Source organism: Pseudomonas sp. NFX15 (assembly GCF_049132105.1).
GTDB lineage: Bacteria > Pseudomonadota > Gammaproteobacteria > Pseudomonadales > Pseudomonadaceae > Aquipseudomonas.
The window spans coordinates 1-25,661 of sequence record NZ_JAFMPV010000034.1 but is presented as its reverse complement, the minus strand read 5'-3'; the positions used below and the strand labels follow the sequence as shown (position 1 = coordinate 25,661).

13 protein-coding genes, 1 rRNA gene and 3 pseudogenes are annotated in these 25,661 nt (G+C 60.4%); 6 read left to right on the top strand and 11 right to left on the bottom strand.

From position 1 onward, the window contains the following. Nucleotides 1–81: 81 nt before the first annotated feature. A complete protein-coding gene (locus J1D76_RS24810) occupies nucleotides 82–543 on the bottom strand; it encodes an aminoacyl-tRNA deacylase (RefSeq protein ID WP_421140990.1) in 462 nt (153 codons plus the stop codon). A gap of 198 nt (nucleotides 544–741) precedes the next feature. Here J1D76_RS24810 and J1D76_RS24805 point away from each other — a divergent pair, with 198 nt between their 5' ends. Together J1D76_RS24805 and J1D76_RS24800 are read left to right on the top strand one after the other, a co-directional pair. Beyond that, nucleotides 742–1,275, top strand: coding sequence for an NfeD family protein (locus tag J1D76_RS24805; RefSeq protein WP_421140989.1), 534 nt, complete (start codon nucleotides 742–744; stop codon nucleotides 1,273–1,275). Nucleotides 1,276–1,277: 2 nt separating this feature from the next. Continuing rightward, a complete protein-coding gene (locus tag J1D76_RS24800) occupies nucleotides 1,278–2,036 on the top strand; it encodes a slipin family protein (RefSeq protein ID WP_421140988.1) in 759 nt (252 codons plus the stop codon). Between the two features lie 18 nt (nucleotides 2,037–2,054). On the opposite strand, the gene J1D76_RS24795 is transcribed toward J1D76_RS24800, so the two are convergent. After that, nucleotides 2,055–3,638: a glycosyltransferase family 39 protein gene (locus J1D76_RS24795; RefSeq protein ID WP_421140987.1), complete on the bottom strand. Its 1,584-nt coding sequence runs from the start codon at nucleotides 3,636–3,638 to the stop codon at nucleotides 2,055–2,057. A 117-nt stretch (nucleotides 3,639–3,755) separates the two neighbouring features. After that, nucleotides 3,756–3,962: pseudogene (locus tag J1D76_RS24790) on the bottom strand (RND transporter); the annotation flags it as partial. Nucleotides 3,963–4,157: 195 nt separating this feature from the next. On the opposite strand from J1D76_RS24790, the gene J1D76_RS24785 reads away from it, so the two are divergent. Further along, nucleotides 4,158–5,036 (top strand): RHS repeat-associated core domain-containing protein, encoded by an 879-nt coding sequence (locus J1D76_RS24785; RefSeq protein WP_421140986.1) that lies wholly within the window; start codon nucleotides 4,158–4,160, stop codon nucleotides 5,034–5,036. Between the two features lie 64 nt (nucleotides 5,037–5,100). On the opposite strand, the pseudogene J1D76_RS24780 reads toward J1D76_RS24785, so the two are convergent. The 5 genes and pseudogenes from J1D76_RS24780 to J1D76_RS24760 all read right to left on the bottom strand — a co-directional run bounded on the left by J1D76_RS24780 (nucleotide 5,101) and on the right by J1D76_RS24760 (nucleotide 11,422). Beyond that, nucleotides 5,101–5,665 (bottom strand): annotated as a pseudogene (locus J1D76_RS24780) (ABC transporter permease). Then, a pseudogene (locus J1D76_RS24775) lies at nucleotides 5,661–6,338 on the bottom strand (ABC transporter substrate-binding protein); the annotation flags it as partial. The pseudogenes J1D76_RS24775 and J1D76_RS24780, both read right to left, overlap by 5 nt. A 181-nt stretch (nucleotides 6,339–6,519) precedes the next feature. Further along, nucleotides 6,520–7,884, bottom strand: a complete 1,365-nt coding sequence (locus J1D76_RS24770; protein ID WP_421140985.1) for an HlyD family type I secretion periplasmic adaptor subunit — start codon at nucleotides 7,882–7,884, stop codon at nucleotides 6,520–6,522. Then, on the bottom strand, nucleotides 7,874–10,030 hold the full coding sequence (locus tag J1D76_RS24765) for a type I secretion system permease/ATPase (RefSeq protein WP_421140984.1): 2,157 nt from the start codon (nucleotides 10,028–10,030) through the stop codon (nucleotides 7,874–7,876). The genes J1D76_RS24770 and J1D76_RS24765 overlap by 11 nt, the downstream gene beginning before the upstream one ends. A 42-nt stretch (nucleotides 10,031–10,072) precedes the next feature. Next, nucleotides 10,073–11,422 carry a TolC family outer membrane protein gene (locus J1D76_RS24760; protein WP_421140983.1) on the bottom strand — a complete coding sequence of 450 codons (1,350 nt, stop codon included), beginning with the start codon at nucleotides 11,420–11,422 and terminating at the stop codon, nucleotides 10,073–10,075. 356 nt (nucleotides 11,423–11,778) lie between these two features. On the opposite strand from J1D76_RS24760, the gene J1D76_RS24755 reads away from it, so the two are divergent. Both J1D76_RS24755 and J1D76_RS24750 read left to right on the top strand, forming a co-directional pair. After that, nucleotides 11,779–21,177, top strand: coding sequence for a retention module-containing protein (locus J1D76_RS24755; protein WP_421140982.1), 9,399 nt, complete (start codon nucleotides 11,779–11,781; stop codon nucleotides 21,175–21,177). Between the two features lie 146 nt (nucleotides 21,178–21,323). Next, complete coding sequence (locus tag J1D76_RS24750; protein WP_421140981.1) at nucleotides 21,324–21,662, top strand: tryptophan synthase subunit beta; 339 nt, start codon at nucleotides 21,324–21,326, stop codon at nucleotides 21,660–21,662. Between the two features lie 189 nt (nucleotides 21,663–21,851). Here the strand turns inward: J1D76_RS24750 and lapD are convergent, their stop codons facing one another. Beyond that, nucleotides 21,852–23,798: a cyclic di-GMP receptor LapD gene (gene lapD, locus J1D76_RS24745; RefSeq protein WP_421140979.1), complete on the bottom strand. Its 1,947-nt coding sequence runs from the start codon at nucleotides 23,796–23,798 to the stop codon at nucleotides 21,852–21,854. Nucleotides 23,799–23,812: 14 nt separating this feature from the next. Next, on the bottom strand, nucleotides 23,813–24,505 hold the full coding sequence (gene lapG / locus J1D76_RS24740) for a cysteine protease LapG (RefSeq protein WP_421140977.1): 693 nt from the start codon (nucleotides 24,503–24,505) through the stop codon (nucleotides 23,813–23,815). A 194-nt stretch (nucleotides 24,506–24,699) separates the two neighbouring features. Between lapG and J1D76_RS24735 the strand changes: the two genes are divergently transcribed. Continuing rightward, nucleotides 24,700–25,410: a GntR family transcriptional regulator gene (locus J1D76_RS24735; RefSeq protein WP_421140976.1), complete on the top strand. Its 711-nt coding sequence runs from the start codon at nucleotides 24,700–24,702 to the stop codon at nucleotides 25,408–25,410. A gap of 154 nt (nucleotides 25,411–25,564) precedes the next feature. On the opposite strand, the gene rrf is transcribed toward J1D76_RS24735, so the two are convergent. Beyond that, nucleotides 25,565–25,661, bottom strand: a 5S ribosomal RNA gene (gene rrf / locus J1D76_RS24730); the annotation flags it as partial.

Below are 25,661 nucleotides of genomic sequence, written 5' to 3'. Positions count from 1 at the left end.
CAGGCTCGCTCCCACAGGAAAACTCATTCTCCCTATGGGAGCGAGCCTGCTCGCGATGACGGCAGCGAAGACAGCGCAAACTCAATGACTCAACTCCCGCACCTCGGCATGCGGCAGCATTTTCAGGAACTGCGGCATGTCCATGCGCAGCAGGTTGACGTGGTTGCCGGCCTCCAGATAGATGTCTTTCTGCCGGGTCAGCAGTGGGTCGATGACCACCTCCAACCCATAGGATTCACCCAGCGCCGGCACAGCACCGCGTTCGCAATCGTCGAACAGGTGCGCCAGGTGGCTCTCGCGGGAAACCTGCCACTCGCCGCTGCTGCGGACTTTGCTCAGATCAAGGTGACGACTGGCGGGCAACACGGCCATCAGGTAATGCCCGTGATGATCGTCAAGGATCACCGATTTGGCCATCCGTTCGGCAGGAATGCCGGCGACCCGCGCCGTTTCCAGGCTGCTGGCCGAGTGTGGGTGGCTGACGATGTCGTATTCGCATTGAGCCTTCTCCAGGCTTCGCTGCACGGTTCTTGCCATACGCATGATGCACCTCGGTGTTCGCCCTGAGCGCTGGCGACGATGATTAACGCATTGCTTGCGTAGTAAAAGTCTAGGCCCGCCAACGCGCCCCGGCGGGAAATCCGCCCATCGGGCGCCCGCCCAGGCTGAGCAAAATTCATCCAGGCCCACGCTCAACTAAACTGTATTCAGAACCAGTCCCCGACACTCGCGGAGGGTCAAGTGAACAGGTGTTGCTGTGCCATTGCGTTGCTGTTGGCATTGAGCGGATCGGCGAGCGCCGCCGACACGGTTGTGCTGCTGGTGCCGAACCCCATGGGAATCTGGCTGATCACCTTCGGCATCGCATTCCTGATCGCCGAGGCGGCCCTGCCCAACTACGGCGTGATCGGCTTGGGCGGTATCGTGATGTTCGTGATCGGCGCGGTGATCCTCGGCAATACCGAGGTGCCGGTGCCGTTGATGATCGGCCTCGGACTGGTCAGCGTACTGCTGCTGGTCTACCTGGTGATCCACGCCCTGAAAACCCGACCACGCCACAACGTCAGTGGTGATGCCGGGCTGCTCGGCAGCGTGACGGCGGTGACCGCATTACAAGCCGGCGACGCCTGTGGCGGCTGGGTGCATCTGCAAGGAGAACAATGGCAAGTGCTCAGCGCGACACCGCTGCAACCCGGACAACGGGTGCGGGTGGTGGGGCGTCAGGGCTTGTTGCTGCAAGTGGCCGCGGCTGACGCGGCGCCCGGTGGAGAATAATCATGGGTGTGCAAGTGGGTCTTGTTGCGCTGCTGTTGCTGCTGATTGCCTTGGCGGGGTCGACGTTCCGCATCCTGCGCGAGTATGAGCGCGGGGTGGTGTTTCAGCTCGGGCGCTTCTGGCAGGTCAAAGGGCCTGGCCTGATCCTGCTGATTCCGGTGGTCCAGCAAATGGTTCGGGTCGATTTGCGCACCGTGGTGCTGGACGTTCCGTCGCAAGACGTGATCACCCGCGACAACGTGTCGGTGAAGGTCAATGCGGTGTTGTACTTCCGGGTGCTCGATCCGCAGCGTGCAATCATCCAGGTCGAGGATTTCCTGGCCGCCACCAGCCAGTTGGCGCAAACCACGTTGCGAGCGGTGCTGGGTAAGCACGAACTGGACGAACTGCTGGCCGAACGGGAGCGGCTGAACATCGACATCCAGCAAGTGCTCGATGCGCAGACCGACGCCTGGGGCATCAAGGTTGCCAATGTCGAGATCAAGCACGTGGATCTCAATGAGTCGATGATCCGCGCCATCGCCAAGCAGGCCGAAGCCGAGCGGGAACGGCGGGCCAAGGTGATCCACGCCGAAGGTGAGCTACAGGCCTCGGAAAAGCTCATGCAGGCCGCCGAAATGCTCGGCCGCCAACCGGGGGCCATGCAGTTGCGCTACATGCAGACCCTTAACTCGATTGCCGGGGACAAGAGCTCGACCATCGTCTTCCCCCTGCCGATCGAGTTGCTCAAGGGCATGGCGGACTTGTCCGCGAAATCCTGAAGCCCACGCCGCACTCTTTCATTGCCCGTTAATACCGGCCACGTACAACCGGGCGAGCACACCACCGGCCTTCATCTGCCGGCCGATATGCCATTGCGCTGGCAACGGAGCAAACTCATCCGGCACATCGGCGGTGCCGATCAGCCAGATTCGCCCCGTGCCCTTGGGCAGATCGCTCAAATGATCGAGGTAGACCCCGGGCGTCGTCAACGTGCCGAAACCATAGTCGTTCGGCCGGCTCGAGCTGCCATCGGCCCGTGGCGGGGTGTACAGCAGGGGCTGGGTTTCGGTGCGGTTGTAGTAGACGTAGCTGAGGTACCAGAGCATGTCGCTGGTGACGATCCGGTCCCCCGGCTGAAAATGCTGGTTGACGTCTTCCACCAGGACATTGACCTGATCATGGACGTCCACCGACGCGTTGTTTTTCAAACCTGACAGCTCCACGCCGACAAATAGCACCAGCACCGTCACCGCCAGCACTCGCGAGCCGTTATACAAGCGGTCGACCGCCAACGCCGCCAGCAATGGCAGGCCCAGGGCATAGGCGGTGAGATAACGCTCGATGAAGATCGGAGAAATAAACGACACCGCGAACACCAGCAGCATCGGGACAAAGGTGTAGACCGTGAGCAATACGCTGCCGCGAAACACACTGCGATCGCGTTTCAGCGCCCACCACGCCAGCAACGGCAGGGTCAGCGGCATGGCGACGAATAACAGTTTGGGCAGGGTTTCCCCGTCGTCCTGGGTTAGCAACGACCAAATCATCGACGGCAAGGACTCCAGGCTGACGGGCAACTCCCAGCCGACATCGCCATTGGCCTTGAGCTGATCCACGTGCCTTAGCAAGTCAACAAACCCCGGCAACCACGGCAGATACAACGCCACGACCGCCACGTTGGCCAGCCACCAGTCTGCCCGCTGGATATGCCGCAGACGATGACCCGGTTGGAAGCGGATGATCCCCAGGTACAACCAATGGCAGATCACGCAAAGGGCGGTGAAGTAATGCGTGTAGAACGCCGCACTCATCAGCACGACGTAGATCACCAGGTAGCGCCGGCGCTGCGGCTTGCGGATCCAGTACACGAGCGCCAGGGTTGCCCCCAGCAGCCACAGCCCCAGCAGCGAATACATGCGCACTTCCTGGCTATAGCGCACGGCCGTCGGCAGCAGCGCCAAGAGGAAGCCGGCCAATATCGCGGCGCGGCGGGTGGCGAGCCGATCGACCAGCCACATACCCAACCCGACCGTGGCAATGCCGGGCAAGGCGCTCAGACAGCGGATGGAGAAGATGCCGTCGCCAAACATCGCGATCCAGCCGTGCAACAGCATGAAGTACAACGGCGGGTGTACGTCGTAGGCAGCGTGCACCCAGATGTCGGGTATTGAATAATTGGCCAGCAACAGGCTGGAACCTTCGTCGCCCCAAATCGCGGCAGCGGTCAGGTCGTAAAAACGCACCAGCGCGGCCAATACCAGAATCGGCACCAGCCAGTGCTCCCGCGCCCAGCGGACCAGCGGTTGCGCCCCCCTGGCAAAACCGGGATTGGCGTGCGGCCCCTGAATGTCGCCTATCGGCGTTTCTCTGCGCGCCTCCATTGCTTCCCCTTGCAACGTTCAGTGAACAGCCGGATTGTGTGCGCTTCACTTTAGCGCTTCCAGCCGAGCAACGTCGATGCTGGCTCGTCAACGGAGCGATGGTCGGCGGTGGCTACTTCAACGCTGCGCCGTCTGCGCCAGTGGATACACCGACTGCCACCCGCCCCCCAACGCCTTGTACAACCCGACGGCCGCCAGCGACACGCCGGTCGAACTGTCGACCCACTGCTCCTGCGTCGCCAGCAACGCGCCTTGCACGGTGAGGACGGTGACGAAATCCACCGCGCCCTCGACGTATTGTTGTTGAGCCAGATGCAATGCTAGCAAACATCCTCCGAATGATGCTTTGACTGTACCGGCCCATTCGCGGGCAAGCCCGCTCCCACAGTGGATCTTCGGCGGACATAGACTTTGTGTTCAACATAGAACCCTCTCAAACCACTATCAGTTCTGATAGTTCTCAAGCCTGGCTCAAGCGAGTAAAACTCAAGGCCTGTCCACTTCCACGAAGCGCCCGGTATGAGCCAAGCCAAACCCGATGTACCCATCCGCCGCAGCAAACCGCGGGTAGTACTACTGGCGGCTGACCGCAACCAATCCATCATTGGCGAAATCGTCGATGGCCAGACCAAAACCATCGCCTACTCAGCCTACGGCGAGCAGTCCGCGCAGCAGAAAGTCGAGACACGACTGGGGTTCAATGGCCAGATGCGTGAGGCGGATATCGGTTGGTATTTACTGGGTAACGGCTATCGCGCCTACAACCCGCGATTGATGCGCTTTCACAGTCCGGACAGCTGGAGTCCGTTTGGTGGGGGTGGGTTGAATGCGTATATGTATTGCGTGGGGGATCCGGTGAATCGGGTGGATCCGACGGGGCATGTTCCATGGGTAGAACCCTGGTTTAAGAAACTGGCTGGAAACGTATTCAAATTCATTTTTGGCGGCAGCGATGTCACCGGGCCAAATCGCACGCGGGCACTCCAGGCAACGGTAAGTACAGGCAGGAGAATGAGTGTTGAACACGTGGATCTGGCGGCGATGAGCAATATCGCTGGAGAAGTTTTAGTGAAAGCACCGAGAGTCAAACCCAAGGGCCTGTATCCTCCTAACGAGGGAATCGGGCGTACCACACCGTATAATCATTCCACCCCGACCTATCACTTAGCATCCACTGTGCCAAGCCGACCTACCACGAGACCCACATCGAACGCTCCTCGCCAATCCGGTAACACCACCAGTCATGAACCGCCACCAGCGCCATCCCAGTCAACCTCCGACTCGAAACCAGCAGCCCCTCAAATCGTGAAAATGGAAGCATCGCTCCCCATTTACCAGGCTCAATTAGCACCAGCACCGCCCAGTTACGAAGATGCTATGGGGGTGCGCAAGAAATAAGGAACCTTTGATGACCTACGTTTATCGTTGTCAAATCGCTTCAATGTAGGGGAGTTCACGGCCCCTACCGTACCATCCCCCACCGCCTGACCGTCACCCGCTCCAACGAATCAAACACCAGATTCTCCACCAGCAACCCAATCAGAATCACCACCGCCAACCCGGCAAACACCTTGTCCGTGTACAGCTCATTGCGATTCTGAAAGATGTACCAGCCCAACCCGCCCTTGCCGCTGGTCGCCAAACACCAACTCAGCAGCAATCAGCGTCCGCCAGGCAAACGCCCAGTCAATTTTCAGCCCGGCGAGGATTGACGGCAGTGCCGCCGGAATCAGGATGAACAGTACGAAACGCAGGCTGTTCTGCCCCAAACCGAACCAGAGCAACGCCAGTGGCAACAGCGCAATCGCTGGCAACGGGTTGAACACTGAGCAGGCCGTCGTACAGCGCGTGAGCGGTTTGCAAAAAGCTTCCCACAGCACGGCGAGCAGCATCAGGATCAGGCTTTTACGCAGCCAACCCTGTTGCCACAGGCGTTGGCCAAGGGGTAATTCACGTTCCAGCGGCACGCGGGTCAGCGGCTGTAAAACCGTTTCGAACGCTTCACGCGGGGATGATAAATGGCTCATAGGTGTTGAGCACTACGTGCACATTGGGGTTTTCCAGCGTCTGATCCTGGAATGGCGGGTTGGAAAAGTGCCCGGTCAACTCGGTGCCGCCAGCGATCAACGCCGCCGTGGCAGGGTGAGGAACGGCGATGGTGTACTTGTCGAGGCGATTGAAGTCCTTGTCACCCCACTGTTTGGCCGCCGCGTATTGCAGGAAGCGCGACTGCACCGACACGCCCACCGCAGGTACCGCAATTCGGTCCTTCCCGGTGAAGTCGGCGATGGTCTTTACCTTCGGGTTATTGCTCACCAGGTAGTAGGGAAAGTTGCCCAAGGAAGCCACGGCCTTGACGTTCTGCTTGCCGTGGGTGCGGTCCCAGATCGTCAGCAGCGGACCGACACCGGCACCGGCAATATCGATCGAGCCGGACAGCAGCGCATCCTTGACCGCCGCACCGCCCGAGAGCTGGGTCCAGTCGACCTTGATGTCGATGCCTTCCTGCTTGCCGTACTTTTCGATCAGGTTCTGATCGCGCACCACGTTGAGCAGCAGGTAGACGATGCCGAACTGTTCGGCGATGCGGATTTCACCTTCGGCGTGGGCCATGGTCGGCGCAACCAGGCTGCTGGCGATCAGGCTGAAACCCAGGCCGATGTTCTGGCCGTCCTCGACGATGTTGGAAACGATGAGGATTTCGGAACCGAGGGCCTGACGTTATTTGTCACTTTCTGACAGTGGTGTGGGGTTTTGGCGGACGCGATCGCGAGCAGGCTCACTCCTACGGGGGAATGGGAAACGCAAAAATCGCGTTTCAACACCGTTCCACTGTAGGAGCGAGCCTGCTCGCGAAGAGGCAATCAGCCTCGAGGAGTTTCTAGCGCTCGTGCAACGCCTCGGCCCGCGCCCTGATAATCGGCTTGAGCAAATAGCTGAGCACGGTCTTCTTGCCCGTGATGATGTCCACCGAAGCCACCATCCCCGGAATGATCAGCAACGGCTTTTCGTCGGTGCCCAAGTGGCTACGGTCGGTGCGCAGCTTGATGATGTAGTAAGTGGTCTTCTTGTCATCGTCGGTGATGGTGTCGGCGCCGATCTGTTCCAGCTTGGCCTTCAACCCACCGTAGATGGTGTAGTCATAGGCGGTGAATTTCACCGTCGCTTCCTGCCCCGGATGCAGGAACGCGATGTCCTGCGGGCGGATCTTAGCCTCGACCAGCAAAGTGTCGTCCAGCGGCACGATTTCCACCAGGTCGCTGCCCGGCTGGATAACCCCGCCGATGGTATTGACCAGCAACTTGTTGACGATCCCGCGTACCGGCGACGTCACCAGCGTACGGCTGACCCGGTCTTCCAGGGCCTTGCCGGTGGCCTGAGCCTTGTTCAGGTCGGTGCGCGCTTCGTTGAGCTGGGTCAGGGCTTCGCTGCGGAACTTGCCGCGAGTCTCGTCGATCTTGCGTTGCACTTCCTTGATCGCCGACTCAGCTCGCGGAATCGCCAGCGTGGTGGCATCGAGCTGGCCACGGGTCTCGGCTTCGGCACGCTTGAGGCGCAGGACTTCCACCGGCGATACCGCACCCTGGGCCACCAACGGCTCCGACATGCTGATTTCCTGGCGCTGGAAGCCCAACTGCTGGCGATACTGCGCCTGTTTCGAGGTGAATTCGCGCAGCTCTTGCTGGCGCTGGATCAACTGCTCCTGCAAACCACCAATCTCGTCGTGCAGTTGCTGGCGGCGGCTGATATACAACGACTCTTCGCTCTTGGCCTGACCCGGCACGGCCTTGAGCACATCCTCGGGGAAGTTCAGCGGGCGGTCATCGACCTCGGCGCTCAGGCGCTCCACCCGCAGCACCATCGACATCCGATCGGCCTCGGTTTCACCGACGTTCGACGCAAATCGGGTGTCGTCCAGGCGGATCAGCGGCGCGCCGGCCTCGACAATCTGGCCTTCCTTGACGAACATTTCAGAGACGATACCCCCTTCAAGGTTCTGGATTTTCTGAATCTTCGACGAGGGAATCGCTTTACCATCGCCCTTGGTGACTTCGTCGATGACAGCGAAATTGGCCCAGGACATCAGGAACACAAAAAACGCGATGATTGCCCAGATCGTCAGCCGTACTACCCGCGGCGCATCCTCGATCAGGGCCTTGTTGACCTCCGGCAGCGGCTGACCCTCGAGCGAAGCAGAGCCTTTGAAGTAGCGACGGATCGAATCCTTACCCGACTTAAGCAACACTGATCTGCCCCTTCTTCAACGCTTCCATCACCGCGGCTTTCGGGCCGTCGGCGAGTATTTGCCCGCGGTCGATCACAATCAGCCGATCCACCAGCGACAACAGCGATGCCCGGTGCGTCACCAGCACCACGGTCTTGTTCTCGACCACCGCGGCCAGGCGCTGCTTGAGGCGTTCTTCGCCGGTGTTGTCCATGGCGCTGGTCGGTTCGTCGAGCAACAGGATGGGCGGGTTGAGCAGCAGTGCACGAGCCAGGGCGACGTTTTGCCGTTGACCACCGGAGAGGTTCTGCCCGCGCTCGCCGACTTGCAGTTCGTAGCCCTGCGGGTGCAGGCGCGCATATTCGTGGACGCCGGCCAGTTCGGCGGCTTGCAGCACCAGCTCGTCTTCGACGTACCGTGCACCGGACACCAAGTTGTCGCGCAGGGTGCCGGCGAGCAACTGAATGTCCTGGGGCACGTAGCCGATGTTGTAGCGCAACTCGCTGACGTCGATCTGGCGAATATCCACGCCATCGACCAGCAACGCGCCGTCATCCGGCTGATACAGGCCCACCAGCAGTTTCGCCAGCGAGCTCTTGCCCGAGCCGCTTCGGCCAATGATGCCGATTTTCTCGCCGGGACGAATCGTCAGGTTGATGTTCTGCAACGCCAGGTTCTGTTGCCCGGGGTAGGTGAAGTTGAGCTGGCGGCATTCAATGGCGCCCTGCAGCACTTTGCGGCTGAGCGGGCGCTCTTCGAAATTGCGCTCCTGCGGCAGCTCCATCATCTGATCGACCGAGGTCATGGTCACCCGCGCCTGCTGGTAACGGGTCAGCAACCCGGACAGCGACGCCAGCGGGCTGAGCGCACGGCCACTGAGCATGTAGCAGGCAATCAGGCCGCCCATGCTCAGGTGGCCGTCGATGATCTGGTAGACGCCGAAGACGATCATGATCACCCCGGCCAGTTGCTGGATCAGCAAGGTGATGTTCATCGCCAGACCGGAGAGCATTTTCACCCGCAGCTCAAGGCGACTGAGGGTGCCGATGGTCTGCTCCCACTGATACTGGCGCTCGCTTTCGGCGTTGTTGACCTTCACCGCATCGAGGCCGGCCAGGGTTTCGATCAGGCTCGACTGGCGCTCGGCCCCCAGCGCCATGGTCCGCTCCATGGTTGCCACCAAGGGTTTCTGCAAGGCATAGCCGATAGCCAGGGCAATCGGGAAGGCCAGCACCGGAATCCAGACCAGGTGCCCGCCGAGGATCGCGATGACGATGAAAATCAGGATGGTGAACGGCAGGTCGATCAGGCTGGTGAGGGTCAGCGAGGCGAGGAAGTCGCGCAGGCTCTGAAACTCGTGGATGTTCTGGGCAAAGCTGCCGACCCGCGCGGGCCGGTATTTCATGGACATGCCGACAATGCGCTCGAACAGCGTAGCCGAGATGATCAGGTCGGTTTTCTTGCCGGCCAGATCCAGACACAGGCTGCGCAGGCTTTTCAGGATCAGGTCGAAGAGGTAGGCGCCCGTGATGCCGAGTGCCAGCACCCACAGCGTCGCTTCAGCCTGGTTCGGCACGACGCGGTCGTAGACGTTCATCACGAATAACGGCGCAGCCATGGCGATGATGTTGATCAGGAAACTGGCGGCGATGGCATCGGCGTACAACCAGCGCGAACGCTTGAGGGTGTCGCGAAACCACGAACGCGCACGCGGTATCAGCGTGCCGTGATTGACGTCGAACTTATGCTGCGGCTGGGCGAAAAAGACCTTGCCGGTGTAGTCGTCGGCCAGCAGCTCGCGGCTGACCAGGGACTCGCCACCATCGCTTTCGCTGAGCAGCACCCGTACCTGGTCCTCACCTTGCCAGCCGAGCAGGACGGCACTGCGACCGTCCTTGAGCAACAGCAATGCCGGCATCGCAATCGCCGGAATATCCTCCAGCTTGCGTTGCAGCACCCGGCCTTGTAGCCCGGCGCGAGCGGCCGCACGGGGCAGCAACTCGACACTCAGGCGCTGCTCCGGCAACGGCAGGCCGGTGGTGAGCATGGCCGCGCTGGCGGGCTTCTGGTGCAGCATGCAAAGAGCGAGCAGACCATCCAGCAGCGGATCGTCATGCAACGCGCGCGGATCATGAATGAGATGAACCCGACTGACTTCTGATTCCACGCTCGGCACTCTTGGCTAACAATTGAACAACGAAGGTCCTGCTCAATTCATACCGGGCAATTGGACCTTGGGCTTCACGTCGTTTTGCACAACGGATGCCAAAGGTGCGACCACTCCCTGGCTCCTGAGCAACTCGCCCATGGTCGCCTTGATTCGGTACTGAGTAAATAACTGAATGTTCTTGATCTCCACCAGACGGCGCGAAGAGGTGAACAGCTCGTTTTCACTGTCGAGCAGATCGAGCAGGGAACGCTCGCCGAGGGTGAACTGGCGCTGGTAAGCGGTACGCACGGCGGCGCTGTGATCGACGTATTGCTGGGCGATTGGCACCTGCGCGTTGGCGTTGTTGAGGGCGTTCCAGGCCAGGCCCAGCTCTTCATTCAATTGACGCAGGGCGTTGTTGCGGATGTCCAGCGCCTGGTTCGACAGGTAAGACTTGGATTCCAGGTCGGCCTTGTTGCTGCCGCCCGAATACAGGTTGAAGCGCATGCGCAGCATGGCTTGCCATTCATTGTTGTGACCGTTCTGGCCATCGATGTCGTTGTCGGCGGTGCGGCCCAACTCGGCATCGAAGCGTGGGTAGAACGTCGACTTGGCGGTATCGTACTGTTTCTCGGCAGCGGCGATATCGGATTCGGCCGAGCGCAGGATCGGGCTGTTCTCCAGCATCTGCGCACGGGCTTCATTAAGGCTGGCGGGCAGCATCGCCAGGAAGCTTGGCGGACGCTCCAATTGATCGGGCATCTGGCCAACTGCGGAGAGGTAGTTGGTTTCGGCGTCGGCCAGGTTGGTCTGCTCGGTGATCAGGTTGTTGCGCGCCTGGGCCATCCGCGCTTCCGCCTGATCGAGGTCGGCGCCGCTGCCGACGCCGCGCTGGGTGCGCAACTGGATCTGGTCGTAGATGCGTTGGTGGCTCTTGAGATTTTCCTCGGCCAAGCGCACGAATTCGCGACGGGTCAGCACGTCGAGATACACCTGAGCCACGGTCAGCCCGGTGCGCTCGGAGGTGCTGAGCAGCGAATAGGCGCGGGAGTTGACGGTGGCTTGTTGACGCCCGACTTCGCTGGACGTCGCAAAACCGTCAAAGACCATTTGCGTCAGGCGCACACTCGATTCACCACGGTTCAGGGTTTCCCAGTGATTGTTGCCGCCCTCGCGTGTCGTCACGCTGTCGGTGCCTTCACGACCATAACCACCGAGCAGGTCGACCTTGGGCAGGTATCCACCTTTGGCAGCCTTTAACTGATAATCGGCAGCTAATCGACTGTTAACGCCTGCCTGGACTTCCGGATGGACATCCAGCGCTTGTTGCATGGCTTCTGGTAAGGATTGCGCCTGGACGAAAGACGCGGCGAGGGCGAAAGGTAGAGCCATGAACAAAGGCGAACGCATTGTAGGAATTTCCCAGAACTTCTTGTCTTGAATCACGGCTGAACAGCGCGCCGCGTCGAAAGATGGCAAGCGAATTGACCGCATGTCGGAAAGTTAAAAAAGCGCAACGGGATCACATGCCGAGGACAGGTCACAGCGCAAATATCAATGTGACATTACTGGGACGATTGTTTAGGATGGCCCCCAGAAGGTCAATAGTTTGGCATAAAGTTAATAGCGAAAAATTCTAGCCAAAATATTGACGATTCGACGCGTCAAATTTGCGCATCTATTTTGCAATGTACGTCCAGCTGGTCGGCGCAAACGCCATCAGGTCTATGGAAGTCAAATGAACGTGACACCCCGGAGAGTCTTCAATGAGCAGTGTTGTGGCCATCGTCAAAAGCATTGTCGGTCAGGTTTTCGTGGTGTCCCCAGAGGGCGTCCGCCGCGTACTCGTTGAAGGCGACAAGCTGTTTGCCGGCGATCAGGTCGACACTGGCCTTTCCGGTGCCGTGTCCCTGGAACTGGCCGATGGCCGCACCGTCGATCTGGGCCGTGACACCCAGTGGAGCGCGGATGCTCCGGACACCAGCACTGACCTGGCAGCCGCCACCGCGCAGGCCGCGCCGTCCGTTGAAGAGCTGCAGCAAGCCATTGCCGCCGGCGCCGACCCGACCAAAGACCTTGAAGCCACCGCTGCCGGCCCGGCTGCCGCCGGTACGGGCGGTGCTGCCGGGGGCGGTCACAGTTTCGTGATGCTCGACGCCACGGCCGGTCGCGTTGACCCGACCATCGGCTTTCCAACCAACGGTCCGGGTTCCACTGCTGCCCCCGCTACGTTCCAGACTGGAAACCAGAACACCACGAACGTCAACGCTACGAGCGTCCTGGCCGCGGATACGGCCACGCTGACCGAAGACACCGTCGCCACGGGCAATGTCCTGAACAACGATAGCGATGCCGACACGCTGCTCAGCGTCACCGGCTTCACCATCGCCGGCGTAGCCGGCAGTTTCACCGCAGGCCAGACAGCGACCATCGTCGGCGTCGGTTCGCTGACCATCGGTGCCAATGGCAACTACACCTTTACGCCAGACGCCAATTACAACGGTGCTGTACCGCAAATTACCTACACCACCAACACTGGCGCCAGCAGCACCCTGGATCTCACCGTAACGGCGGTCGATGATCCGAGCGTTTTGACTGCCGACACGCAAACCATTGCTGAAGACAGCACTGCGACCGGCAATGTGCTGAGCAATGACAGCGACATCGACAACGCGCTGAACGTGGTGACGTTCACCATTGACGGCGTCAACGGCACCTTCACCGCCGGCCAGACTGCGACCATTGCCAATGTCGGCACCCTGGTGATCAGCGCTAACGGCGCTTACACCTTTACCCCGGATGCCAACTACAACGGTGCAGTGCCGACCGTCACCTACACCGTGACTGATGGCTCCTCCTCGACCTTGAACATCAGCGTTACGCCGGTTGACGACAGCTTTACCGACCTCAGTGAAAGTGTGAGCACCGCTGAAGACACCGCCGTGAGCGGCAGCGTCCTCATCGGTACCTCGAGCGTCGACGGTCCGGTCAGCGTGGTCAACTTCATGGTGGACGGCACCCAGTATCAGGCCGGCAGCACCGCAACCATCGCCAACGTCGGTACCCTGGTCATCGGCACCAACGGCGCGTACACCTTCACGCCGGACGCCAATTACAACGGTGCAGTACCGACCGTGACCTACACCGTCACCGACGGTTCCGGCAGCGACGTCACTTCGACGCTGAACATCAGCGTGACGCCGGTCGACGATAGCTTCATCGACCTCAGCGAAAACGTGACCACCGCGGAAGACACCGCCGTGAGCGGCAGCGTCCTCACCGGGACCTCAAGCGTCGACGGTCCGGTCAGTGTGGTCAGCTTCAGAATCGATGGTGTAACTGGCTCGTTCACTGCTGGCCAGACAGCGACCATCGCCAATGTCGGCACCCTGGTGATCGGCGCCAACGGCGCCTACACCTTCACGCCAGACGCCAATTACAACGGTGCAGTACCGACCGTGACCTACACCGTGACCGACGGCTCGGGCAGCGACGTCACTTCGACGCTGAACATCAGCGTCACTCCAGTCGATGACAGCTTTACCGATGCCAGTGAAACGGTCTCTACGCTGGAAGACGCCCCAGTGACTGGCAGCGTGTTGACGGGCACCTCGAGCGTCGACGGTCCGGTCAGTGTGGTCAGTTTCAGCATCGACGGCGTGACTGGCACATTCAACGCTGGCCAGACCGCAACCATCGCCAATGTCGGTACCCTGGTCATCGGCACCAACGGCGCCTACACCTTCACGCCGGATGCCAACTACAACGGCGCCGTGCCGACCGTGACCTACACCGTCACTGACGGCTCGGGCAGCGACGTCACTTCGACCCTGAACATCAGCGTGACGCCGGTCGACGATAGCTTCATCGACCTCAGCGAAAACGTGACCACTGCGGAAGACACCGCCGTGAGCGGCAGCGTCCTCACCGGGACCTCAAGCGTCGACGGTCCGGTCAGTGTGGTTAATTTCACGGTGGACGGCACTCAATACCAGGCGGGCAGCACGGCGACCATCGCCAATGTCGGTACCCTGGTCATCGGCACCAACGGTGCGTACACCTTTACCCCCGACGCCAATTACAACGGTGCAGTACCGACCGTGACCTACACCGTGACCGACGGCTCGGGCAGCGACGTCACTTCGACGTTGAATATCAGCGTCACCCCGGTCGACGACAGCTTTATCGATGCCAGTGAAACGGTCTCTACGCTGGAAGACGCTCCGGTGACTGGCAGCGTGTTGACGGGCACCTCGAGCGTCGATGGGCCGGTCAGTGTGGTCAGCTTCAGCATTGACGGTGTAACTGGCTCGTTCACTGCTGGCCAGACCGCAACCATCGCCAACGTCGGCACCCTGGTGATCGGTACCAATGGCGCCTACACCTTCACGCCGGACGCCAACTATAACGGCTCCGTGCCGACGATCAGTTATACCGTCACCGACGGCTCGGGCAGCGACGTCACTTCGACGCTGAACATCAGCGTGACGCCGGTCGACGATAGCTTCACCGACCTCAGCGAAAACGTGACCACCGCGGAAGACACCGCCATCAGCGGCAGCGTCCTCACCGGTACCTCGAGCGTCGACGGTCCGGTCAGCGTGGTCAGTTTCAGCATCGATGGTGTGACTGGCTCGTTCACCGCCGGCCAAACAGCGACCATCGCCAACGTCGGTACCTTGGTGATCGGCGCCAACGGCGCTTACACCTTTACCCCCGACGCCAATTACAACGGCTCCGTGCCGACGATCAGTTATACCGTCACCGACGGCTCGGGCAGCGACGTTACTTCGACGCTGAACATCAGCGTGACGCCGGTCGATGACAGCTTCACCGACCTCAGCGAAAACGTGACCACCGCGGAAGACACCGTCTTAACCGGCAGCGTCCTGACCGGGACCTCAAGCGTCGACGGTCCCGTCAGTGTGGTCAGCTTCAGCATTGACGGTGTGACCGGCTCCTTCACCGCTGGCCAGACAGCAACCATCGCCAACGTCGGCACTCTGGTGATCGGTACCAACGGCGCCTACACCTTCACGCCGGATGCCAACTACAACGGTGCCGTGCCGACCGTGACCTACACCGTCACCGACGGCTCGGGCAGCGACGTCACCTCGACGCTGAACATCAGCGTGACGCCGGTCGACGACACCTTCACCGACCTCAGTGAAAGTGTGAGCACCGCCGAAGACACCGCCGTGAGCGGCAGCGTCCTCACCGGCACCTCAAGCGTCGACGGTCCGGTCAGTGTGGTGAGCTTCAGCATTGACGGTGTGACCGGCTCCTTCACCGCTGGCCAGACAGCAACCATCGCCAACGTCGGCACCCTGGTCATCGGCACCAACGGCGCCTACACCTTCACCCCGGACACCAACTACAACGGCACCGTGCCGACCGTCACCTATACCGTCACTGACGGTTCCGGCAGCAATGTCACCTCGACGCTGAACATCAGCGTCACCCCGGTCGATGACCCGAGCGTCCTGGTCGCGGATACCAAGACGGTCGATGAAGACCACGTTGCAACCGGCAACGTGCTTGGCAATGACAGCGATGTCGATAACGTTCTGAGTGTCGCGACATTCAGCGTACAAGGCGTCCCAGGTTCCTTTACCGCGGGCCAAGTCGCGACGATCGCTGGCGTCGGTACTGTGACGATCGCCACCAACGGCGATTACAGCTTCACCCCGGCGGCAAACTGGAACGGCAACGTTGCGCAGATCAGCTACACCACCAACACCCACTCCACCAGCACGCTGGACATTACGGTCAACCCGGTCAACGACGCTCCGACCGTTAACGCCACCTCGGCCAGAGGCGATGAAGATCATTTGATCGCCGTACAGCTCGGCGGCGGTGATATTGACGGCAGCGTCAACCACTTCACCCTGACCAGCCTGCCGGCCAATGGCAGTTTTTACGCAGATGCGGCCGGAACCATTGCGTTGAGCACCAGCAGCGCGATCACCGTTACCGCCAACGGCGCAACGGTTTACTTCAAACCCACCGGCGACTGGAGCGGTACCACTCACTTCACCTACAGCGCGACCGACAACGGGGGCATGTCTTCCGCGTCGTCGGCGACCGGCACCATCGTCGTCGCACCAGTAACCGATACCCCGAGCCTGTCGCTGACCGGTGGCGGCACGGTTGCCGCGACCGACTTGCAGGAAGTCGCTGTGGGTTCGTATGGCGACGTCGACGTCAGCAAGCTCGGCAATGGCGTCTGGCACACGGACAACACAGGTGGCATGGTCGAAATCGGCAAGGCCAGCACCTACGGTGCCGGCGGCGATAACCAGGTCATCGAGCTTGAGCGTAATACCGGGGATGCGGCCAACCTCTACACCACGATCAATGCGAAGTCCGGCACCACCTATAACGTGTCGTTCGACTATGCGCCGCGTGCCGGCATCGATAATTCGCTGATCAACCTGTACTGGGGCGGCAAGCTCATTGGCACGCTGAACACCGCGACCACTGGCATGCAGCACTACAGCTTCGACGTTCCGGTCACTGCCGATGGCAACCAGAGACTCGAGTTCCGCGCCGGGGACAGCAACAGCCTGGGCGGCGTGCTGGACAACATCAATGTCACTCAGGTGCTCAACTCGGGCCTCGAAGATAATGCGATCCTGTTATCCACCATCCAGGCCCATACCAATGACGTCGATGGTTCAGAAACGCTCACGCTCACGCTGAGCGGCTTGCCGGCGGGTGCCACACTCACCGATGGCAGCCATACCTTCAATGCTGCCGACGGCTCGACGTCAGTGGACATTACGGGTTGGAACCTGGCCACGCTCAAACTGACACCGCCGACGAACTTCAATGGCGACATTCCCCTGACCGTTACGGCCACCGCCAAAGACGGCGATGCCCCAAGCGCGAGCACTTCGCTGCCACTGGTGGTGCACGTTGCTCCCGTCGATGACGCCAGCGTGCTGCAGGCGGACCGGATCACCGTCGAAGAAGACCACAACGCCGTCGGCAACGTGCTGACCAACGACCACGATGTCGATAATGTCCTGAGCGTTGCAACGTTCAGCGTGAACGGGATCAGCGGCAGTTTCACGGCAGGCCAGACCGCAACCATCAGTGGTGTCGGTACGCTGATCATTGCCAGCAATGGCGACTACACCTTCAAGCCGGCTGCCGACTGGAATGGCAACGTTCCACAGGTGACCTACACCACCAACACCGGCTCGAGCAGTACGCTGAACGTCAGCGTGACGCCGGAGAACGACAACTTCACCGACGCCAGCGAAACGGTATCGACCCTGGAAGACACCGCCCTCACCGGCAGCGTCCTTACTGGCACTTCGAGCGTTGATGGCCCGGTCAGCGTGATCAGCTTCAGCATCGCGGGTGTGACCGGCACGTTCAATGCCGGCCAGACTGCAACCATCGCCAACGTCGGCAGCCTGGTGATCGGCGCCAACGGCGCCTACACCTTCACTCCAGCTGCTAACTACAACGGCACGGTGCCAACGGTCACCTACACCGTCACCGACGGTTCGGGACCGAACGACACCTCGACCCTGAACATCAGCGTCACACCGGTTAACGACAACTTCACCGACCTCAGCGAAAACGTGACCACCGCGGAAGACACCGTCTTAACCGGCAGCGTCCTGACCGGCACCTCGAGCGTCGACGGTCCGGTCAGTGTGGTCAGCTTCAGCATTGAGGGCGTGAGCGGCATGTTCACTGCCGGCCAGACCGCAACCATCGCCAACGTCGGCACCCTGGTGATCGGCGCCAACGGCGCCTACACCTTCACCCCGGCCGCCAACTACAACGGCACCGTGCCGACGGTCACCTACACCGTCACCGACGGTTCGGGACCAAACGACACCTCGACCCTGACCATCAACGTAACGCCGGTTAACGACAATTTCACCGACGCCAGCGAAACGGTATCGACCCTGGAAGACACCGCCCTCACCGGCAGCGTCCTTACTGGCACCTCGAGCGTTGATGGCCCGGTCAGCGTGATCAGCTTCAGCATCGAGGGTGTGACCGGCACGTTCAACGCCGGCCAGACCGCGACCATCGCCAACGTCGGCACCCTGGTGATCGGCGCCAACGGCGCTTACACCTTCACCCCGGCCGCCAACTACAACGGCACCGTGCCGACAGTGACTTACACCGTCACCGACGGTTCGGGCCCGAACGACACCTCGACGCTGAACATCAGCGTGACGCCGGTTAACGACAACTTCACCGATGCCAGCGAAACGGTCTCCACCCCGGAAGACTCTGCCCTCATCGGCAGCGTCCTCACCGGTACGAGCAGCGTTGACGGTCCGGTCAGTGTGGTCAGCTTCAGCATTGAGGGCGTGAGCGGCATGTTCACTGCCGGCCAGACTGCAACCATCACCAACGTCGGCACTCTGGTGATCGCAGCAAACGGCGCCTACACCTTCACCCCGGCCGCCAACTACTACGGCACCGTACCGACGGTCACCTACACCGTCACCGACGGTTCGGGACCAAACGACACCTCGACCCTGACCATCAACGTATCGCCGGTTAACGACAATTTCACCGACGCCAGCGAAACGGTATCGACCCTGGAAGACACCGCCCTCACCGGCAGCGTCCTCACCGGTACGAGCAGCGTCGATGGCCCGGTCAGCGTGGTCAACTTCACGGTTAACGGCACCCAGTACCAGGCCGGCAGCACAGCGACCATCACCAACGTCGGCACCCTGGTGATCGCCGCCAATGGCGCCTACACCTTTAACCCGGCCAACAACTACAACGGCACGGTGCCGACCGTCACCTACACCGTCACGGACGGTTTGGGACCTAACGACACCTCGACCCTGAACATCAGTGTCACGCCGGTCGATGACCCGAGTGTGCTGGCCGCTGACAGCAAAATCACTCTCGAGGACAAGATAGCCACCGGTAACGTGCTGACCAACGATCGCGATGTGGATAACGTTCTCAGCGTGACCAAGTTCACCATCAATGGCATCGAGTACAACGCCGGTATCACTGCCAGCCTCGCCAACGTCGGCAAGCTGACGCTGGGCGCCAACGGTGACTACAGCTTTACTCCTGCCGACAACTGGAGCGGCAAGGTTCCGACGGTGACTTACACCACCAATACCGGTTCGAGCACCACGCTGGATATCAGTGTGACCGCCGTCGCGGATGCACCGATCGTGTCCGCCACCACGACTCAGGTGGCCGAGAACAGCAGCATCGCGTTGGGCTTGAAGGTCACGTCGGTGGACACCGATGGCTCGGAAACCCAGAGCATCACCTCGATTGGCGGCATTCCGGTGGGTGCGACCCTGACCGATGGCACGCATACCTTTACCGGCACAGTCGGTAACGGCGTCGCCAACCTCAGCGGGTGGGACGTGAGCAAGTTGAGCTACACCCCGGCACCGTACGCAACCGGCACCAACACGCTGACAGTGACGGCGATCTCGACCGAGAGCCAAGGTGATTCGGCCACCAGCACGACCCAGATTCCGATCACGATCAACTCGGCAGGCTACAACTCAATCACTGCCACCGCAGGCAATGACACGGTCGTCGGCACCGCCGGCAACGACATCATCGTCGCCGACATCGGTGGCCTGACCGTGGTGCCGGGCACCAACTACAACATCGCGTTCATGGTCGACAGCTCCGGCAGCATGAGCAGTTCGTCGATCAGTGCGGCCAAGGACTCGCTGACGACAGTATTCAATACCCTCAAGCAGAGCATGGGCAGCAATTCTGGGACCGTTAACATCTTCCTCGCGGACTTCGATAACCAGGTCAACAAGTCGGTGTCGGTCAACCTGAACGATCCGAATGCCTTGATCCTGCTCAAAGCGGTGCTCGACTCGATGGCTTCCGGTGGCGGCACCAACTACGAGGACGTGTTCAAAACCACGGCCAACTGGTTCCAGAGCGCTGACGCCCTGGCTAACACAGGGGCGAAGAACCTCACGTACTTCATCACCGACGGCAAACCGACCTACTACCAGAGCGGTGAGCAGACCAACCCGACTTTGTTCGGCGGCGTGAAGCTCGACGACGTCATCACCACCAACAATTACAAACTGGGGCAAACCTACAACGCCACGTTGGACAGCACTCACAAACTGTCCATCGACAGCGACGGCTCGGTCACACTGCAGACGTACAAATCTTCCTGGTTTGGCAACTACTGGAGCAGCGACAATCTGGGCACCATTCATGCCCAGGGGGACGGTACCTATGAGCTGTCGAACCTGGCCGGCAGCGGTAACAGCACTGATTCGACGACCACCAGCAACTCCGGCAGCAGCTTCACCCTGCTGAGCAACCTGTCGAATGTCGAGGCTATTGGCCTGAACAAAGACGTCACGCTCAGCGACCTGAAGCCCTACGACTCGGACAAGTCGCCACAAACCAACATCGATCCGAAGGACCTGGCCAACTCGATCATCGGCCACACCGAAGCGACGATGCCGGGCAACGACACCGTCAGCGGTGGCGACGGCAACGACATCCTCTTCGGCGACCTGGTGAGCTTCAACGGCATTGCCGGCGAGGGTTACCAGGCCATGCAAGCCTTCGTGGCGCAGCAAACCGGCGTGGACGTCAGCAAAGTCACCACCAGCAATGTGCACCAATACATCACCGAGCACTACACCGCGTTCGATGTGTCCGGTGCCCATGACGGCGATGACAGCCTGCTGGGTGGCGCAGGCAATGACATCCTGTTCGGCTCGGGTGGCAATGACAGCCTCGACGGCGGTAAGGGCAATGACATCCTGCTCGGCGGCACCGGCAACGACACGCTGATCGGCGGCCAGGGAAACGACATCCTGATCGGTGGTTCCGGTGGCGATACCTTCGTCTGGAAAGCAGGCGATACCGGCAGCGACGTGATCAAGGACTTCAAGGCCAGCGAAGGCGACCGCATCGACCTGCGCGATCTGTTGCAGGGTGAAAGCGGCAGCACCATCGACAACTTCCTGAAGATCACCACGGTCGATGGCGTGTCGTCGTTGCAAGTCAGCTCGACCGGCCAATTCAACTCGGGCAACGCCGCAGCCGCGACGCCGGACGTGACGATCAAGCTGGAAGGCAATAACTGGTCGAGCGCCAACCTGCACAACCTGATTGCCGGTAGCGACCCGACCATCAAAATCGATCACAACAACAGCTGACGGAAAAAAACGGCCGCCCCTTATGGAGCGGCCGTCACGTTTGCGCCCACTGCCCGGTGACGATTTCGTCGCCGCGCCACATACTGGCGTGCCGTTGACCTATGCTGTTGTCAGCATGACGCTGGTTCAATTCCGAGGGATGCTCAATGTTTTACGTGCAACGCGATGCGCAAGGCCTGTTGGTTCGCGTGGAACCCGCCGCCTATGCCGAGGCCACGGAAACGCTACCGGCCGACAACCATGAGATCCAGGCCTGGTTTGCCAACGCGGCGGTGGAGAATAGCCTCAAACAACTCAAGCAAAGTGACCTGGAAATGATCCGGGTACTCGATGACTTGATTCAGGTGTTGACCCAAAAAGGCGTGATCCGCGTGACTGACCTGCCGACAGCGGCCCAGGCCAAGCTCATGGACCGTAACCAGGCCCGTGAAGCCTTGGGTGGCTTGAGCCAGTTGATCGATGATGATGAAACCGGGTTGATCTGAACACTGTAGGAGCGGGCTTGCCCGCGAAGGGGCCGGTACATGCAACATCTTTGTTGGCTTGCAGGCCGTCTTCGCTGGCAAGCCAGCTCCTACAGTGAATCCGTGCCCTATCCCCATCCCGTGTCCACCCAGAGTCCTGTGGGAACTTGCCCGCGAAGACGGTTTCACTGACAACGCAACACTAAAGCGTTACTGCCAAGGCTTGGGCTCACCAAACAACTGGCCCTGTACCCCGTACAGCCCCATCTCGCGAATCACCGACAACTCGCCTTGCGTCTCGACCCGCTCGGCAATCAGCGGCAAATCAATGCTGTGCGCCGCGCGCTGGATTGCTTCGATGAACAGGCGCTTGTCACTCTCCAGATCGATCGAGCGAATGTAACTGCCATCGATCTTCAAGTAGGCCAGCCCAAGCCGTGCCAGGTTGCCGATCATGCTGAAGCGGCCACCGAAACGTTGCAGGCTCAGGGAGAACCCGAGTTCGCGCAGACGCCGGGTCAACTGCTCAAGCACCGCTTGGTCAGGCAGTTGCTCTTCGCCGATCTCCAGGGTCAGGCGCGGGCCGAGGTCGGAATGCGCACGCAAAATCTCAAAGATTTTGTTCTGTGCCTGCGCATCGGCCAGGGTAGCCGACGACAGATTCAATGCCAGCGACTCTTCATGCCCGCCCATTTGCTCCAACACCTGTTCGAGCATCAGCCGATCCAGACGCGCCGTCCAGCCAAAGCGTTCCAACCAGGGCAGGAACCGCCCGGCGGGAATGGTCTTGCCCTGTTCGTCGAGCAGTCGCGACAGTACTTTGTAATGCAGCACCAGTTGCGTGTCCTGGGCGGCCACGACCGGTTGGAAATACAGCTCGAAACGCCGCTGTGTCAGCGCCTGATCGAGCATGCGATGCCAGGCATGGTGATCGTCGCCGACACTGGCCGAGAGGCTGTGCTCGAGACAGGCCCAGTTCTGCTCGCCTTGGCTTTCGGCCTGCGCGAGCGCCTGATCGCCGAGGCTGAGCACGGACTGTGGTGAGTCGCCATGGGCAAAAGGCGCCAGACCAATCGACGCCACAGCGGCCACGTCAGTGGCACCCGTGGCGTGCAGACTGGCCAAGGCGCTGTCGAGGTTCTGCGCCAGTTGCAGCGCTTCTTCGCGCACCAGCCCCGGCGCCAATACGGCGAATTCGCCGCCACGAATGCGGGTCACCAGATTCTGGGTTTCCGGATACTTGGCGCACTCGCGGGACAGTTGCTCGCCCACGGCCTTGAGCACTTCATCGGTGCGCTGACCGCCAAGACGCTGGTTGAGCCCGGCCAGGTCCTTGACCCTCAACAGCAGCAGATAACCGGAGCTGGCCTGCTCCGGATTGCTCACCCGCGCATTGAGCTGCATCTCGAAATAACGCCGATTGGCCAACCCGGTCAGTGAATCCTGATAGGACTCGACCCGCAATTTTTCACTGCGCTCGGCCTGCTCTTGGAACAGCGCCTTGAGCTTCTCGACCATCTGGTTCATCGCCTGCACGACGCGGCGAAGTTCGGGGGTGCGCGGCAGTTCCGGCAGGCTGAGGAATTCCCGGCGGGCAATGGCGTGGGATTGCTTGACCATGTAGTCCAGCGGTCGCAGTTGCTGACGCAGCAACAGCGCGCCAAGCACCGCACTGACCGCGCCACACAGCAGCAACCAGCCCAGGCTGCCCAGCGCGCTTTGCCATAGCTTGGCCAGCGCGAACATCGGGTGGCTGACCACCTCGACCCGGGCCGCCTGCTCCCAGCCACGGCTGACGATCGCATCGCCGCCAGCAGGCTCCAGGCCGATGAGTTTGACGAACCAATCGGGAACGTTGTTCACCGCCGGAATGCCCGTGCGCTCAACCAGGGTCTGGTCAGTCTTCAGGTCGACTACACGGATGCTCGCGTAGTAACCGCTGTCGAAAATCGAGCTGACCAGCAACTCGACCATCGCCGGGTCGTCGATATTCGGGGTCAGGGACAGCGCCAGCGCCGTCGCAGCGTCCTGGGCGTGGGAGCGCAACTGGTTGACGTACTGGGTACGCGAGCTCTCCAGGCTGACCATGAAGCTGCCGGTGAAGGCGACCACCAGGAACAGACAGATAGCAATCAACAGCTGTTTGAACAAAGACATCTGAGCGTGTGCTCCTAGTTAGTCGTCTCGACCGGGAAACCTTCGGCCTGCATTTTCTTCAACACATCCTGCCAGCGTGACAGGCGTTTGGTATCGCCGACCTTCTTGTTGCCATTGGCACCCGGCAACCACATCCCTTCTGCATTGAAAGAGTAGACCGGCAGCAAATCCTTTCGTTGGCTGGCCGGCCTGATTGCGTCAATCAGACTGTCGAGCACCAGTGGCTCGGCTTCCGGACTCGAGTAATAGGTCAGCACCATATGCGCCCGGTTCTGAGTCAGTGCCTTGACGTAAGTGATGCGTAGCTTCTCGCTGGCCACGCCGAGATGACGCAAGCTGAAGTACTTCGCAATAGCGTAGTCTTCACAGTCACCGGCACCCTTCCAGAGGGCTTCGATTGGCGTTTCCCAGTAGTCGACTTCATGCCACAGATCGATGTCTTCGACGTATCGAAGCTGTTTATTGAAGAAACGATTGACCACGTTGAGTTGTTCCAGCTCGCCGATCGGCTTCTGGCTGGTCAACAAAAATTGCCAATCGTTAATGCGTTGCTGACCCTCTCCCAAAGGTCCGTACAATGCCTGCGCCCGCCGGCTGATGAGGGAAAAATCCCAATCGGCACTCAAGCTGCCGGCCATCACGCCAGCCAGCAACAGGGCACTGAACAACAGGCGTAAAATCCGCGGGATCGTTAAACTTGCCGCCAATGCGAGGCATCCTGGAGAGGCAGGAGGGAGTTGTCCGAATGGTGAGGGTTGGACCAGAAAAAAACAATGGCACGATGAGATCATTGGTGGCGGGCTAAACTACTGGATAGGCACTCGTCCGCTGGTTTGACAAGCCGTCTGGCAGTCACTAGTGTCATTTGGATCCAAATTTTTTATCATTCAGGGTGCGTTTAGTGACACAAAAGCCCAACCCTCTCAGCAGTATCCAGGTCAATGGGCCAATTCCCGCCCATCTGGCACGCTCGGTGATCGAAGAAACACTGCGCGCGGCCATCCTCGACGGGCGCATTCCCTGCGGCGCAGCCCTGCGCCAGCAAGACCTCGCCGACCTGTTCGGCGTCAGCCGCATGCCCGTGCGCGAAGCCTTGCGACAACTCGAAGCACAATCGCTGCTCAGCGTCACAGCCCACAAAGGCGCCTTGGTTGCGCCACTGGTCCAGGGCGACGCCGTGGAAACCTACGCGTTGCGCATCCTGCTCGAATCCGAAGCCCTGCGTCTTTCGATACCCCTGCTGCTGGGCGAAGACATCGAACAGGCCGCCCGTTACATCGACGAACTGGAAAAGCAAAGCGATTACAGCGAAATCGGCCGGCTCAACCGCCTGTTCCACATGGCGCTGTACAGCCGGGCGCCCAATCGCCGGTTGTTGAAACTGGTTGAGGACGGCTTGAACGAAGAAGAGCGCTTCCTGCGTTTCAACCTGGAAGCCATGGGCTTGGGCAAACTGTCCCAGGAAGACCACCGCGAATTATTGCGGGCCGCCGAAGAACGGGACGTCGAACGCTCCGTTAAGCTGCTCGAACATCACCTCAATCGAGGGGTCGAGGTCATTACCCGCTACCTGGACAGTCCTGAAGTAAAAGCCAGGAATACGTCGAAGTAATACACCATGGCAAGCTCCTCGCTTGCCGTCCGTGACTCGCGAGAAATCTGATTACAAATCCCCTACCCCCATTCCGCTGACGTATTCGGGCTTTTCAGTACCCCTGAAACGACAAAACCCCAATTGCTTTCGCAATTGGGGTTTCGGAATTTAATCTTGACGATGACCTACTCTCACATGGGGAAACCCCACACTACCATCGGCGATGCATCGTTTCACTGCTGAGTTCGGGATGGGATCAGGTGGTTCCA